The organism is Streptomyces sp. NPDC003943 (genome assembly GCF_053605265.1).
In genome coordinates, this window is record NZ_JBSGIW010000080.1 from 23,612 (window position 1) to 37,804 (window position 14,193).

The following is a 14,193-nucleotide window of genomic DNA, read 5'->3' on the forward strand; positions in this document are numbered from 1 at the left end:
CTGCGCCGTACGAGAGCCGCGGGAGGCCGGACGGTGTCGAGCGCAGCCGAGCAGGAGGCGGTACGTCAGCGTGCCCACGAGCCGCGGGTGCCGGTGGTGTGGCCCGGCGCGCCGACGCCGCTGGGCGCCCGGGTCCGGGTCGGACCGGACGGCGCCATGGGCACCAACTTCGCGCTGTGGGCGGGCGGGGCGGAGGCGGTGGAGCTGTGTCTGTTCGCGCCGGACGGCACGGAGACCCGGCTGCCGCTGACCGAGCTGACCCATGAGATCTGGCACGGCTTCGTGCCCGGCGTCGGCCCCGGCCAGCGGTACGGCTACCGGGTGCACGGCCGCTGGGACCCGTGGACCGGCGCCCGCTGGAACCCGGCGAAGCTGCTCCTCGACCCGTACGCGCGGGCCGTCGACGGCGACTTCACGCTGCCGCCGGAGGTGTACGGGCACGTGCGCGACTGGCCGCAGCAGCATGTCGCCGACACCGTTCGCGACGAGCGGGACTCCGCCCCGTACGTCCCCAAGGGCGTCGTCGTGCAGGACGACGACGACTGGTCGGACGACCGCCGGCCCAAGACGCCCTGGCCGGACTCGGTCATCTACGAGCTGCACGTCCGCGGCTTCACCATGCGCCACCCGGGCGTCCCCGAGCACCTGCGCGGCACCTACGCCGGCCTGGCGCACCCGGCGGCCGTCGAGCATCTCGTACGGCTCGGGGTGACGGCGGTCGAGCTCCTGCCGGTGCACCAGTTCGCGCACGAGGACCATCTGCTGCGGCGCGGGCTCTCCAACTACTGGGGCTACAACTCGATCGGCTACTTCGCCCCGCACGCCGGCTACTCCTCGTCCGGCACCACCGGGCAGCAGGTCGGCGAGTTCAAGCGGATGGTGCGGGCACTGCACGCGGCCGGGATCGAGGTGATCCTCGACGTCGTCTACAACCACACGGCGGAGGCCGGCGAGCTGGGCCCCACGCTGTCCCTGAAGGGCATCGACAACCGCGGCTACTACCGGCTCCAGTCGGACGCCCGCCGCTACGCCGACTACACCGGCTGCGGCAACACCCTGCACGTGGTGCAGCCGCAGGTGCTGCGGCTCATCACCGACAGCCTGCGCTACTGGGTGACCGAGATGGGCGTGGACGGCTTCCGCTTCGACCTGGCCGCGGCGCTCGCGCGGTCGATGCACGACGTCGACATGCTCTCCCCGTTCCTCGCGGTCATCGCCCAGGACCCGGTGCTGCGGCGGGTGAAGCTGATCGCCGAGCCGTGGGACGTCGGCAACGGCGGCTACCAGGTGGGCGCCTTCCCGCCGCTGTGGACCGAGTGGAACGACCGCTACCGCGATGCCGTACGGGACTTCTGGCGCGGCGCGCTGCCGGACGTGCGCGACCTCGGCTACCGGCTCTCCGGCTCCAGCGACCTGTACGCGTGGGGCGGCCGGCGCCCGTACGCCTCGGTCAACTTCGTCACCGCGCACGACGGCTTCACGCTCCGCGACCTGGTCACGTACGAGCGCAAGCACAACGAGGCCAACGGCGAGGGCAACCGGGACGGCACCCATGACAACCGGTCCTGGAACTGCGGCGTGGAGGGCGAGACCGACGACCCGGCGGTGGGTGCCCTGCGCCGCCGCCAGTCCCGCAACCTGCTGACCACGCTGCTGCTGTCCACCGGCGTGCCGATGCTGGTCGCGGGCGACGAGATGGGCCGCACCCAGGGCGGCAACAACAACGCCTACTGCCAGGACAACGAGATCGGCTGGCTCGACTGGACGCTGCCGGAGGAGCCGGGCCGGGCCCAGCTGCTCGCGCTGACCCGGCGGCTGCTCGCGCTGCGCCACCGGCATCCGGTGCTGCGCCGCGGCGCCTTCTTCTCCGGCCGGCCACAGGGCGCGGACGGGCTGCGGGACCTGGCCTGGTTCACCACCGAGGGCACCGAGATGACCGAGCGGGACTGGTACGCGCCCGCCGCCACGCTCGGCCTGTACCTGTCGGGCCGTGACATACCGGGCCGGGACGCCCGCGGCGAGCAGGTCCTCGACGACAGCTTCCTCGCGGTGCTGCACGCCGGACCGCGCCCGGTGCGCTTCCGGCTGCCGGGCCGGCCGTGGGCGGACTCGTACGAACTGGTCGTCGACACCGCCCTGGAGGACCAGTCCGGCCCGCCGGGCACGGTGTACCCGGGCGGGGAGAAGCTCACGGTGGCGGAGCGGTCGGTGGTGCTGCTGCGGGTGGTGGGGGTTCAGGAGAGCTGCACGTAGCAGGTGTAGTCGCCCTCGATGTCGACGTCCGGGCCGGTGTAGGAGGAGCTGGAGGAGCCGGCGCCGTAGGTGTAGTACGTGCCGGCCGGACGCGCGTCGCGCACCCAGGCGGCCGGCGCGGAGTCGAACCTGCCGCCGCAGCGCTCGCCGGCCTTCTTGTCGGCGACGCCGGTCGGGTTGCCCTCGATGCTCTCCTCGATCTTCACCTGGCCGAAGACCCGCAGGTCGGCGCCCGTGCCGCAGGGCACGGCGCGGACCAGGGCGAGGCTGCCGGCGAGGCCGGTGTCGGCGGAGCCGCAGGCGCCGGGCTTCAGCTTGAGGAGCGGGGTGAGGGCCTTCTCGGCCTCCTCCAGCCTGCCGCTCTTCCCGGCGGCCGGGGCGGGCACCTCGGTACTGCCGTGGCCGGTGAGGACGTACTCGGCCTTCAGGGAGGTGACGCCCTTGAGGACGCCGTCCTGGTGCAGGGCCTTCAGGAGGGGCGTGTAGTCGGCGCTGGCGCGGGTGAGCCGGCCCTGCCCGTCGAGGACGACGGTCAGCGCGGCGCGCGCGGTGCTCCTGAAGTACGCCGGTGAGGGCTCGATGCTGGCCGGCAGCGCGTCGTCGGCCGTGCGGGGCTCGATGGCCAGCTCGTACGTGCGGCTGCCGTCGGCGCCCTTGACCGGCTGCTTCCTGGCGTAGGAGTTCCGCACCACCTCGGCGAGCGTCCCGCCGTACGGTGCGGCGTCGCCGGCCCTCGTGAGGATCCCGCCGAAGAGGTCGACGACGTCCATCGACGCCTGCGAGGAGTAGCGCAGCCAGCCGCCCTGCCGGGTCCGGTAGTCGACCTGGTTGCCCTGGATCTCGTACGCCTCGGTCACGTGCGCGGCGCCGGGCCGGCCGCCGATCTCGGCGGCCGCGTTCTCGGGGAAGCGGCGCGGGATGTCCAGGATGCGCTCGGCGTGCGCGGTGTCCTTGGCGTAGTCCTGCGTACCGGTCGTGCGGTCCACCGCCGTGCCCCCGGCCGAGCCGTAGCTGAGCGTCCAGGTGAAGGCGGACGAGCCGGCCGCCGAGGTCGCCCGGGTGGCCGCCGCGAGCTGGCCGTCGAGCCGCACGTCGAAGACCGGCGTCCCCGACGGTGACGGGCTCGCCGCCCCCTTGGCGTCGCCCGCGCCGCCCGACTGGCACCCGACCAGCGCCGTGAGCAGCAGAGCCGCCGCGGCACCCTGACGAAGAGTGTGTGTGGTCCCCACCCTTGTGTTCCTCATTCCCGCCCCAGGATCGATGGGCGGTGATCCTACGGGACGGGGTTCAGCCGCTGCGCCCGAGGATGCCCCGCTCGTAGCCGACGGCGACCGCCGCGGCCCGGTCCTTGGCGCCCAGCTTGCCGAAGATGTGGGTGAGGTGGGTCTTCACGGTGGCCTCGCTGATGAACAGCTCGGCGGCGATCTCACGGTTGGAGGTGCCCCTGGCGACGAGTTCGAGGACCTCGCGCTCGCGGGCGGAGAGCGACTCGTCGGCGGGCGCGGCGGGGGTGCGGACCCGGCTGACGAGGCGGCCGGCGACGGCCGGGGAGAGCACGGTGCGGCCCTCGGCGGCGGCCCGGACGGCGGCGAACAGCTCCTCGCGCGGGGCGTCCTTGAGGAGGTAGCCGGTGGCGCCGGCCTCGATGGCGGGCAGGGTGTCGGTGTCCGTGTCGTACGTGGTGAGGACGAGGACCCTGGCGCGGGCGCCGCGCCGGGCCAGCTCGGCGATGGCGTCGACGCCGCCGCCCCCGGGCATGCGCAGGTCCATCAGGACGACGTCCGGGTCGAGCCGCTCGGCCAGTTCGACGCCCTCGACGCCGTTCGACGCCTCGCCGAGGACGCGGAAGGCGGGGTCGGCCTCGAACATGCCGCGCAGGCCGTCCCGTACCACCGGGTGGTCGTCGACGAGGAGGAGGGTGATCTCAGTCATGGTGATCATCATGGCGCTCGTCGGGGTCCGCCGGTTCGCGAAGCGGCACGCGCGCGCTGACGGCGGTGCCATGACCGGGCTCGGTCTCCAGGGTGAGGCTCCCGGCGAGCCGTTCGGCCCGCGCGCGCATGCCGTCGAGGCCGAAGCCGCCGGCCCGGGAGCGGGCGGGGACGGCGGCCGGGTCGAAGCCGTGTCCGTCGTCGCGCACGTCGAGGGTGACCTCGTCGCCCATGTAGGAGAGGGTGACGCCGGCGCGGGCGGCGCCCGAGTGGCGCTCGGCGTTGGCCAGCGCCTCCTGGGCGATCCGCAGCAGCGTGGCGGCGATCTCGTCGTGCAGCGGGAGCTCGGTGCCGGTCACGGTGAACCGGGCGGCGACGCCGGTGCGTTCGGACCAGGCGGCGACGGTCTTCTTCAGCGCCTCGGGCAGGGTGTCGTGCTCCAGGGCGACCGGGCTGAGGTTCTGCACCGAGCGGCGGGCCTCGCCGAGGCTGTGCCGGGCGAGGTCGGCGGCGCGGCCCAGGTGGACCCGGGCGAGCTCGGGGTCGGTGGTCATGGAGACGACCTGGAGCTGGGCGATGACGCCGGTGAGCCCCTGCGCGATGGTGTCGTGGATCTCGGCGGCGAGCCTTCGCCGCTCGTCGGCGACGCCCGCCTCGCGGGCCTGCACGAGGAGCTGCGCCTGGAGCACCGCGTTCTCGGCGAGGGCCTGTTCCAGGCGCGCGTTGGTGCGGGCGAGCGTGGCGGCCTTCTCGGCCTCCTTCTGGCCGAGGTGGGCGAGGCCGAGAGCGAGGCAGGCGTTGATGACGAACAGCCCGCCGAACGCCACCCATTGGAGCGCCGAGCGGGGCGGCAGGCCGCCGGACTGGGATCCGGCGAGGGTGAGCGCGACGGCGAGCAGTCCGGCCCGGCCCGCCGCCGGCCGGGGCGGAAGCAGGTGGTAGGCGTCGAAGTAGCCCATGCACGCGAAGACGGCGAAGAAGGGGTTGATCCAGGTGAGCGCGAACGCGAGGGCCGTGCGGAGCACGAAGTAGCAGGTGGAGGCGGGGCCCGGAGCGCCTGGGACGAGGTGGACGATCGCCCGGCCGGGGCGGGGTTCCACCGGCTCCGGGTCGGGCCGGCCGCGCTGGTGGAGGGTCCACCAGAGCTGGAGGGTGAACACCGCTGCGACGAGCGCGACGGCGACGAGCGGGCGGGGGCTGTGCGGGATCTGGTCGGCCGTGGCGACGGCGAGGACGGTGGCGATGGCGAGCAGCCCGTACGGCCCCCAGCGGAAGAACTGCCGCCAGCGTGCCTCGACCGTCGTGGCACCCGTGGCCGTGCCGGTGCCGCCGCTCGTGGTCGTGGTCACTTCGCCCCTCATGTACGTCACTCCCAGCGGAACCAGCGGACCGCCGCCCCGGTGAGCAGCACCGCCCACAGGGCCATCACCCCGAGCGCGCTCCAGGCGGGCCAGTCACCCGTGGCGGCGGCGTCGAGCGCCCGGGAGGCGGCGCCGCACGGCGTGAACTCGACGATCTCGCGCAGCGTATCCGGCATGCCCTGGACCGGCAGCCAGACACCCGCCGTGAACATGCTGGGGAAGTAGACGGCCGAGCCGACCGCCTGGGAGATCTTCTGGGTGCGGGAGACCGCGCAGACCGCCGCGCCGAGCGCGAGGGTGCCGGAGACGGCGAGGAACAGCGCGAGGGCGTAACCGGGGATGTTGCCGGGCAGCGCGACGTCGAAGGCGATCCGGCCGGTGGCGATCACGAGCAGCGCGGAGACGAGCGAGGCGGCGCCGTTCAGGGCGAGCTGGGCGCCGAGCAGGGCGCGGGGGCGGACCGGGGTGGTGGACAGACGGCGCAGGATGCCGCGTTCCCGGTAGCCGGTGAGCACCGGCGGCATGGCCTGGAGGCCGGCCGTGATCAGGGCGAAGAGGACGGCGACGGGGACGTAGAAGTCGATGACCCGGCGGCCGCCGAAGTCGGCGGACGGCTCGCGGAAGGACGGGATGCTGCCGAGGACCACCAGGAGCAGGGTGGGCGCGATCATCACCCAGAACAGCGCGCCGGGTTCGCGGGCGAAGAGGCGGAGTTCGGTGCGCAGCAGGGTGCCGGCGGTGCGGCCGCGCGGAGCGGCCTGAGCGGCGTGGGCGGCGTCCGGGGTGGTGGCGGTGGTGCTGTTCACTGGTCGGCTCCGGTCAGGTCGAGGTAGGCGTCGTCGAGGGTCGCGTCGGTGACGCGCAGGCCGCGGGCGGTGAGCCCGCGGCGGGCGAGCAGCTGGACGAAGGCGTCGACGGTGGCGTCGGTGCCGGTGACGACGGTCCGGCCGCCCTGGGTGTGCACGTCGGTGGCGCCGGGCAGGGCGAGCAGTTCGGCCCGGTCGATGCCTGCGTCGCGTCCGTCGTCCTCGTACGAGACGGACTTGGCCGCCCCGGCCCGGCGGATGAGTCCGGCGGGGGTGTCGAGGGCGGTGACCCGGCCGCGGTCGATGACGGCGACCCGGTCGCACAGCCGCTGGGCCTCCTCCATGAAGTGGGTGACGAGGAGGACCGTCACGCCGGCGTCCCGTACGGACTCGACGAGCGCCCAGGTGTCGCGGCGGGCCCGTGGGTCGAGGCCGGTGGTGAGCTCGTCGAGGATCACCGCGCGCGGGTTGCCGACGAGCGCGAGGGCGATGAAGAGCCGCTGCTGCTGCCCGCCGGACAGCTTCGCGTACCGCGTGCCCAACTGGGCCGTCAGGCCGAGCCGTTCGGCGAGGATCCGCCAGTCGGCGGGCCGCTCGTGGAAGGACGCGTACAGTTCGAGCGCCTCGCGGACGGTGAGCTTGGGCTGGAGCGCGCTCTGCTGGAGCTGGACGCCGAGCAGCCGGGTGACCTCGGCGTGCCGGGCGAAGGGGTCGAGTCCGGCGACCCGGACGGTGCCGGCGTCGGGGACGCGCAGTCCGGCGACGCACTCGACGGTGGTGGTCTTGCCGGCGCCGTTCGGGCCGAGGATTCCGAAGATCTCGCCTTCCTCGACCGTGAACGTGACGCCGTCGGCGGCCTTGCGCTCGCCGTAGGACTTGTGCAGGTCCTGAACCTCGATCATGGGCATGGCTCAAGGTTCGGCCGCGGGGCCGGGCGGCGGTATCGGCCATCGCGCTCGAACCGAGATCAGCCGATCGGTTGATGGCGGCTACGACCGGCGGGCCGTCCGCGGCTCCGACCGGTGGCCGTCCCGGCTCCGACCGGTGGCCGTCCCCGGCTCTGACCGGTGGCCGGAAAACCACATGAGCGTTGTCAGGGGTGAACCTTAGGCTCGGGCCTGATGCCCTCAGAACATGTACCCACCAAGAATGCGGCCCCCGGCCGCTCCACCACCCGTACGCTGCTGCGGCTCTGGCCGTACGTCGTACCGGTGCGCGCCCGCCTGTTCACGGCCGCGTTCGTCGCGATCGTCGCCTCGCTGCTCTCCATCGTCATCCCGCTCGTCCTGAAGTGGCTGGTCGACGGCCCGGTGGCGGCGGGCGACACGACAGGGATCTGGTTCGGCGCCCTGTACCTGCTGCTGCTCGGGATCGCGGAGGCGGTCCTGTTCGGCATACGGAGATGGCTGGTGGCGCGGCCGCTGGCGGGCGTCGAGGCGACCATGCGGGCCGACCTCTACGGGCGGCTGCAGCGGCTCCCGATCGCCTTTCACGACCGCTGGGCGTCGGGGCAGCTGCTCTCGCGTGCGACGGGCGACCTGATGATGGTCCGGCAGTTCCTGGCCTTCCCGCTGACCTTCCTGCTGGTCAACGGCGTGACGATCCTGGCGGGTTACGCGCTGCTGCTCGCCCAGGACTGGACGCTCGGCCTGGTACTGCTCGGCCCGGCCGCGCCGCTGGTGGTCCTCAGCTCGCTCTTCGAGAAGAAGTACGCGGTGGTGGCGCGGCGCGCCCAGGACCAGGTGGGCGACCTGACGACGGTGGTCGAGGAGAGCGTGCTCGGCATCCGGATCGTCAAGGGCTTCGGGCGCCATCGCAGCCAGGCGGAGGCGTTCCGGACGCTGGCCGAGCGGCTGCGCGGCACGGAACTGGTCAAGGCCCGGCTGCTCGCCGGGATCTGGGCGGTCATCACGCTGCTGCCGGAGCTGGCGGTGGGCGCGGCGCTGGTGCTCGGCACGGTGCAGGTGGCGGACGGGACGCTGTCGGCGGGCACGCTGGTGGCGTTCCTTTCCACGGCGCTCGCGCTGCGCTGGCCGGTGGAGTCGATCGGCTTCCTGCTGGCGCTGGTGCAGGAGGCGGCGACGGCGACGGAACGGTACTTCGAGGTGATGGACGCGGCGGAGGAGACGGATCCGGCCGCCGTCGACGGCGCTCCGCAGGACCTCGTGGCGGACGGCGTGCGGTTCGAGAACGTCAGCTTCCGTTTCCCGGACGCCCCGGCCGGCGCGCCGCCCGTCCTCGACGGTGTCGACCTGCACATCCGGCCCGGCGAGACGCTGGCGCTCGTCGGCGGGACTGGCTCGGGCAAGACCACGCTCACCGCGCTCGTACCGCGGCTGCACGAGGCCACCGGCGGGCGGATCCTGCTCGACGGCGAGGACATCGCGCTGATGCCGCGGGAGCGGCTGCGGTCGCTGGTGTCGGTGGCGTTCGAGGAGCCGACGCTGTTCTCGGCGACCGTCGGCGCGAACGTCCTGATGGGCGCCGGGCCGGACGCCGGCGAGCCGGAGCTGCGGCGCGCGCTCGCCGTCGCCCAGGCCGACGGCTTCGTGGACCGCCTCCCGGACGGCGCCGCGACCGAGGTCGGCGAGCAGGGCCTGAGTCTCTCCGGAGGCCAGCGGCAGCGCCTCGCGCTGGCCCGGGCGGTGGTCGGCCGGCCGCGCTTCCTGATCCTGGACGACCCGCTGTCGGCGCTCGACGTCCACACGGAGGCCCGGGTCGAGGCGGCCCTGCGCGAGGTGCTGCGCGACACGACCGCCCTGGTCGTCGCCCACCGCCCGTCCACGGTGCTGCTCGCCGACCGGGTCGCCCTGCTGTCCGGCGGCCGCGTCACGGCGGTCGGCACCCACCACGAACTGCTGCGCACCAGCGCCGAGTACGCCTGGCTGATGTCCGGCGAGCGCGAGGAGGACCGGGACCGATGACGGACACGAGCACGGGGACGCCGTCGGCGCCCGCCGACCGCCCGACGCCGGGCGCGGCCGAGCAGGGCCGTGAGCCGGCCGGAGACCGGCCCGCCGCAGGCTCGCCTGCCGGCGGCCGCGACCTGCCCGGTCCGCCGAGCGCGGCCGGGCAGGCCGGGCAGACGGGGCGGGCCAGGCAGACGGCGGCCCAGCAGGCCGAACAGGCCGGGCAGGCCGAGCAGGCCGGGCAGGCCGAGCAGGCCGAGCAGGGCAACCAGACCGGGCAGGCCACGCAGGCCGGGCGGACGGCGGCCGGGCAGGCGGCGCCCGCCGGCCGCGGCGCCTCCGTCGATCCCTTCGACCAGGACGACCTGCCCGTCGCGCCCGGTGCCACCGGGCGGCTGCTGCGTTCGCTCCTCGCCGCGCACCGGTGGCGGGTCGGCCTGGGGGCGCTGCTGCTGCTCGTGCAGCAGGCGGCGCTGCAGGCGGGGCCGTTGATCGTGGCGTACGCCCTCGACCGGGGCGTGCCGGCCTTCCGGGCCGGGGACCACGGGCCGCTGGTCGCCGTGGCCGTCGGCTATCTGCTGTGCGCGGCGGCCGGCGGGCTGCTGCAGTACGCGTTCGTCCGGGTCGCGGCCCGGGTCAACCAGGACGTGCTGCTCGATCTGCGCGGGCGGATCTTCCGGCACGCGCAGGTGCTGAGCGTCGACTTCCACGAGCGCTACACCTCCGGCCGGCTGATCTCCCGGTCGACCACGGACGTGGAGTCGCTGCGCGAGCTGCTCTCCGAGGGGCTCCAGGAGCTGATCGGCGTCGTCCTCTCCTTCGTGTCGATCTCGCTGGTGCTGCTGTGGCTGGATCTGGGCATCGGCGCGGTCGCGGTGGCGTCCTTCGGTCCGCTGTATCTGCTCGTGCGGATCTACCGGCGCCGCTCGGCCCTGGTCTTCGCGGAACGGTCGACGGCGGCCGCCGGGGCGATCGTGAAGTTCGCGGAGACGATGAACGGGATCCGGCCGGTGCGGGCGTTCCGCCGGGAGCGGGTCAACGACGCCGAGTTCGCGGTCCTGAACCGGCGCCACGAGCGCAGCAACGGCGACGCGCTCCTCGAAATGGCCCGCTATGTCGTCGGTTCCCGGCTCGTCGCCAACACGGCGGTGGCTGGAATGTGCCTATGGGGCGCGTGGCGGGTCGCGCACGGTTCGCTGGAGCTCGGCGTGCTCGCCGCGGCCGTGCTGTACGTGCGGCGGCTCTACGACCCGATCGACCGGCTCGGCATGTTCCTCAACTCGTACGAGTCGGCGGCGGCCTCGCTCGCCAAGATCGCCGGGCTGCTCGCGCAGGAGCCGGGCGTCCCGGAGGCGGCCGCGCCGCGCGAGCTGCCGGCCCGGACGGGGACGGCGCCGGGGCGCGAGGTGGTCTTCGAGGGCGTGCGGTTCGCGTACCGCACGGGCGGCGAGGTGCTGCCGCGCTTCGACCTGACGATCCCGGCCGGCCAGACGGTCGCCGTGGTCGGCGCGACGGGCGCGGGCAAGTCGACGCTGGCGAAGCTGCTCGCCCGCTTCTACGACCCGACCGACGGCCGGGTGCTCCTCGACGGGGTGGACCTGCGCGATCTGGCCACGCCCGAGCTGCGTCGGGGCGTGGTGATGGTGACGCAGGAGGCGTTCCTGTTCTCGGGGACGGTCGCCGAGAACATCGCGATCGGCCGGCCGGACGCGACCCGCGCGGAGATCGAGCAGGCGGCGAAGGCGATCGGCGCGCACGACTTCATCGCGGGCCTGCCGGACGGCTACGACACGGACGTACGCAAGCGCGGCGGCCGCATCTCGGCCGGCCAGCGGCAACTGGTGGCCTTCGCCCGGGCGTTGCTGGCGGATCCGGCGGTGCTCATCCTGGACGAGGCGACGAGCTCGCTCGACGTGCCGGGCGAGCGGGCGGTGCAGCGCGCGATGGACACGGTGCTCGCGGGCCGTACGGCGGTGGTGATCGCCCACCGGCTCTCCACGGTGGAGGTCGCCGACCGGGTCCTGGTGATGGAGGCGGGCCGGGTGGTGGAGGACGGCTCGCCGGCCGAACTGGTGGGCGGCGAGGGCCGGTACGCGGGCCTGCACCGGGCCTGGCGGGACAGCCTGGTGGGCTGAGGCCCGCGCGCCCGAGCCGCCCGAGCCGGCCGCGGCGGGCCCGCCGGGGCCGACCGCCGCCCCGGCGGCACCCAGCTCCGGCTCCGGCCCCGGCCCCGGCCCCGGCCCCGGCACCACGCGGCCCCGTCTCCGGCCCCGACACCGGCACCACGCGGCCCCGGTGGTGCCCGACTACGGGCGCCGTCGGGCGCCGTCGGGCGCCGTACGGTCGCACAGGGGTGTCCGCATGGCGGACGGTACGGAACGCGCCACGACCTTTTTCCGGCCCGCCGCGGGGTTCCGTTGTTGCAGCTATATGGCGCCGGACCGGGGCGGAAACCCCGAACTGACGGGGCCGAGCACGCCCTACGACACCTTCGTTCCGATTGCCGAAACGTCCGCTTAACGAACAGCGACGTACGAGCAACGGACGATTTCCAGCCAACTTGTTGACGCGCTCCTGACAGGTACCCGCCAGTACTGCCAATCTCTCCACAGCTTCATGCGAACCAACGTTCACAGATTCACCCGAACGTTGGACCACGTCGCTCCCCAGCTCTGTTTGCTCCGCCCGGTTGGCCCCACCCAGCCCTCCGGATACCCCCCTCGCAAAAGGAGTCTGCGTGAGAACCACGCCCAGCCGTCGCCTCACCGCGACCGGCGCCCTGATCGCCGCCGCTGCCATGGTCGCCGTCGGCGTCCAGACCGGCACCGCCGCCGCGTCCAACGGCTCGCTCGCCGCCGCGCCCGCGGCGCAGGCCGTTCACAACGCCAACCCCGGCAAGCTGCCGGCGGACCTCTCCCCGGCCCAGCGCGCGGCGCTGATCAAGGCCGCGCAGGCCGACTCCGCCGCCACGGCGAAGCGCCTCGGCCTCGGCGCCACGGAGAAGCTGGTCGTCCGCGACGTCGTCCAGGACCGTGACGGCTCCACCCACACGCGCTACGAGCGCACCCTGGACGGCCTCCCCGTCCTCGGCGGCGACCTGATCGTCGACGAGACCAAGGCCGGCGCCCAGACCGGTCTCATCAAGGCCAGCCGCGCCGACATCGCCAAGGTGGACACCGCCGCGGCCACCGTCGCCCCGGCCGCCGCCCAGAAGCAGGCGATCGGCGCCGCGAACGCGGCGGGTGCCGAGAAGGCCACCACCAACCGCGCCCCGCGCAAGGTCGTGTGGGCCGCCAAGAACACCCCCGTCCTCGCGTACGAGACGGTCGTCGGCGGCTTCCAGGACGACGGCACCCCGAGTGCGCTGCACGTCATCACGGACGCCAAGACCGGTGCCAAGCTCTACCAGTGGCAGGCCATCGAGACCGGCATCGGCAACACGATGTACAGCGGTCAGGTCACCCTGGGCACCGCCCCGTCGTACTCCCTCACGGACACGACGCGCGGCAACCACAAGACGTACAACCTCAACGGCGGCACCTCCGGCACCGGCACGCTGTTCACCAACAGCACCGACACCTGGGGCAACGGCCTGGCCTCCAACAAGGAGACCGCGGGCGCCGACGCGCACTACGGTGCCGCGCTCACCTGGGACTACTACAAGAACGTGCAGGGCCGCTCCGGCATCCGCGGTGACGGCGTCGGCGCGTACTCCCGCGTCCACTACGGCAACGCGTACGTCAACGCGTTCTGGGACGACTCCTGCTTCTGCATGACCTACGGCGACGGCAGCAGCAACACCCACCCGCTCACGTCCATCGACGTGGCCGCGCACGAGATGACGCACGGCGTCACCTCCAACACCGCGGGTCTGGTCTACAGCGGCGAGTCCGGCGGCCTCAACGAGGCCACCTCGGACATCTTCGGATCGACCGTCGAGTTCTACGCCAACAACTCCACGGACGTCGGTGACTACCTCATCGGCGAGAAGATCAACATCAACGGCGACGGCACGCCGCTGCGCTACATGGACAAGCCGAGCAAGGACGGCGGCTCCAAGGACTCGTGGTACTCGGGCATCGGCTCGATCGACGTCCACTACTCCTCGGGCCCGGCGAACCACTTCTTCTACCTGCTGTCCGAGGGCAGCGGCTCGAAGACCATCAACGGTGTGACCTACAACTCGCCGACCTCCGACGGCCTGCCCGTCACCGGCATCGGCCGGGACAAGGCCGCGGCGATCTGGTACAAGGCCCTCACCACCAAGTTCAGCTCCAACACCAACTACGCGGGCGCCCGCACCGGCACGGTCGCGGCGGCCACCGACCTCTACGGTGCGAACAGCGCCGAGGTCCTGGCCGTCCAGAACGCCTGGGCCGCCGTCAACGTCGGCACCCGCCCCGGCGGTGGCACCCCCGGCGGCACGGTGTTCACGAACGACACCGACGTGTCCATCCCGGACAACGGCCCGGCCGTCACCTCGAACATCACCGTGACCGGCGTCACCGGCAACGCGCCCAGCAACCTGCAGGTCGGCGTGGACATCGTCCACACCTGGCGCGGTGACCTGGTCGTCGACCTGATCGGCCCGTCCGGCACGGTCTACAACCTGAAGCCGTTCTCGTCCTCCGACTCGGCGGACAACGTCCAGGCGACGTACACGGTGAACGCGTCCAGCGAGGTCGCCAACGGCACCTGGAAGCTCCGCGTCCAGGACAAGGCCACGTACGACACCGGCTACATCAACCAGTTCAAGCTGACCTTCCCGTAAGTCCGGGAAGCCGGCGAACCGGTAGGCATGACGCAGTAAGCGGGTAAGCGGGTACTGACCGGCGGCCCCCGGGGTGGAGACACCCCCGGGGCCGCCGGCCGGTTGGGGGGCGCCCGCGCCGCCGGCCGGGCCGGTCGCCGTCTCCGACGCCGCCGGCCCCGA

The 14,193-nt window shown here is 73.5% G+C and carries 9 protein-coding genes; 4 read left to right on the forward strand and 5 right to left on the reverse strand.

What is annotated here, in order from left to right; genetic code table 11:
* Positions 1 to 33 precede the first annotated feature (33 nt).
* Complete coding sequence (gene glgX / locus ACWEV0_RS27670) at positions 34 to 2,253, forward strand: glycogen debranching protein GlgX (RefSeq protein WP_453152221.1); 2,220 nt, start codon at positions 34 to 36, stop codon at positions 2,251 to 2,253.
* Here the strand turns inward: glgX and ACWEV0_RS27675 are convergent.
* Genes ACWEV0_RS27675 through ACWEV0_RS27695 form a run of 5 tightly spaced genes read right to left on the reverse strand, consistent with a single transcriptional unit; the run spans position 2,235 to position 7,259 of the window.
* Positions 2,235 to 3,482, reverse strand: coding sequence for a hypothetical protein (locus ACWEV0_RS27675; protein ID WP_453152222.1), 1,248 nt, complete (start codon positions 3,480 to 3,482; stop codon positions 2,235 to 2,237). The two genes, glgX and ACWEV0_RS27675, sit on opposite strands and share 19 nt — an antisense overlap.
* A gap of 58 nt (positions 3,483 to 3,540) precedes the next feature.
* On the reverse strand, positions 3,541 to 4,185 hold the full coding sequence (locus ACWEV0_RS27680; protein WP_453152223.1) for a response regulator: 645 nt from the start codon (positions 4,183 to 4,185) through the stop codon (positions 3,541 to 3,543).
* The gene (locus ACWEV0_RS27685) at positions 4,178 to 5,545 is read right to left on the reverse strand and encodes a sensor histidine kinase (RefSeq protein ID WP_453152224.1); all 1,368 of its coding nucleotides are present in this window, start codon (positions 5,543 to 5,545) and stop codon (positions 4,178 to 4,180) included. Before ACWEV0_RS27685 ends, ACWEV0_RS27680 begins: the two co-directional genes overlap by 8 nt.
* Before the next feature lie 5 nt (positions 5,546 to 5,550).
* Entirely contained in the window at positions 5,551 to 6,351 is an 801-nt protein-coding gene (locus ACWEV0_RS27690; RefSeq protein ID WP_453152225.1) for an ABC transporter permease, read from the reverse strand.
* A complete protein-coding gene (locus tag ACWEV0_RS27695; protein ID WP_453152226.1) occupies positions 6,348 to 7,259 on the reverse strand; it encodes an ABC transporter ATP-binding protein in 912 nt (303 codons plus the stop codon). Before ACWEV0_RS27695 ends, ACWEV0_RS27690 begins: the two co-directional genes overlap by 4 nt.
* A gap of 213 nt (positions 7,260 to 7,472) precedes the next feature.
* On the opposite strand from ACWEV0_RS27695, the gene ACWEV0_RS27700 reads away from it, so the two are divergent.
* The 3 genes from ACWEV0_RS27700 (at position 7,473) to ACWEV0_RS27710 (ending at position 14,031) form a co-directional block, all read left to right on the forward strand.
* On the forward strand, positions 7,473 to 9,275 hold the full coding sequence (locus ACWEV0_RS27700) for an ABC transporter ATP-binding protein (RefSeq protein WP_453152228.1): 1,803 nt from the start codon (positions 7,473 to 7,475) through the stop codon (positions 9,273 to 9,275).
* Positions 9,272 to 11,395 carry an ABC transporter ATP-binding protein gene (locus tag ACWEV0_RS27705; protein ID WP_453152229.1) on the forward strand — a complete coding sequence of 708 codons (2,124 nt, stop codon included), beginning with the start codon at positions 9,272 to 9,274 and terminating at the stop codon, positions 11,393 to 11,395. The genes ACWEV0_RS27700 and ACWEV0_RS27705 overlap by 4 nt, the downstream gene beginning before the upstream one ends.
* Positions 11,396 to 11,997: 602 nt before the next feature.
* On the forward strand, positions 11,998 to 14,031 hold the full coding sequence (locus ACWEV0_RS27710; protein WP_453152230.1) for a M4 family metallopeptidase: 2,034 nt from the start codon (positions 11,998 to 12,000) through the stop codon (positions 14,029 to 14,031).
* Positions 14,032 to 14,193 lie beyond the last annotated feature (162 nt).

Excerpts from the sequence above, each read along its gene's own strand:
- ACWEV0_RS27685 (WP_453152224.1), bottom strand. The coding sequence starts at position 5,545 with ATGAGGGGCGAAGTGACCACGACCACGAGCGGCGGCACCGGCACGGCC.
- ACWEV0_RS27695 (WP_453152226.1), bottom strand. The coding sequence starts at position 7,259 with ATGCCCATGATCGAGGTTCAGGACCTGCACAAGTCCTACGGCGAGCGC.
- ACWEV0_RS27680 (WP_453152223.1), bottom strand. The coding sequence starts at position 4,185 with ATGACTGAGATCACCCTCCTCCTCGTCGACGACCACCCGGTGGTACGG.
- ACWEV0_RS27705 (WP_453152229.1), top strand. The coding sequence starts at position 9,272 with ATGACGGACACGAGCACGGGGACGCCGTCGGCGCCCGCCGACCGCCCG.
- ACWEV0_RS27700 (WP_453152228.1), top strand. The coding sequence starts at position 7,473 with ATGCCCTCAGAACATGTACCCACCAAGAATGCGGCCCCCGGCCGCTCC.